This is a genomic window from Pseudomonas sp. AC463, assembly GCF_979253585.1.
Genome location: NZ_CEEDDZ010001190.1, coordinates 1 through 235, shown reverse-complemented (window position 1 = coordinate 235; position 235 = coordinate 1). Strand labels below are relative to the sequence as shown.

At 72.8% G+C, this 235-nt stretch carries 1 protein-coding gene; it reads right to left on the bottom strand.

The window, feature by feature from the left end:
- On the bottom strand, nucleotides 1-235 hold a 235-nt coding region (locus tag AC0IYH_RS34080; protein WP_471838906.1), incomplete at both ends, for a GNAT family N-acetyltransferase.

Genomic DNA, 235 nt, shown 5'->3' with positions numbered 1-235 from the left:
CCGCCGGTCCGCGCGCGAGCAGGCGGCGACGCTCGACCGGACCGGGCAGTCGCCATCCTGCGGTGCGATCGGCGGTGAAATCGAAGAAGCGTCCGTAATATTCGGGGTCGCCGATCAGCATCAGCGCGGCATCCAGCCCGTGCGCGGCGGCGGCATCGAGCGCGGCCGTGGTCAGGCGGCGGCCGATGCCGTCCTGCTGACGTTCCGGGGCGACGGCGATCGGGCCGACCATGAC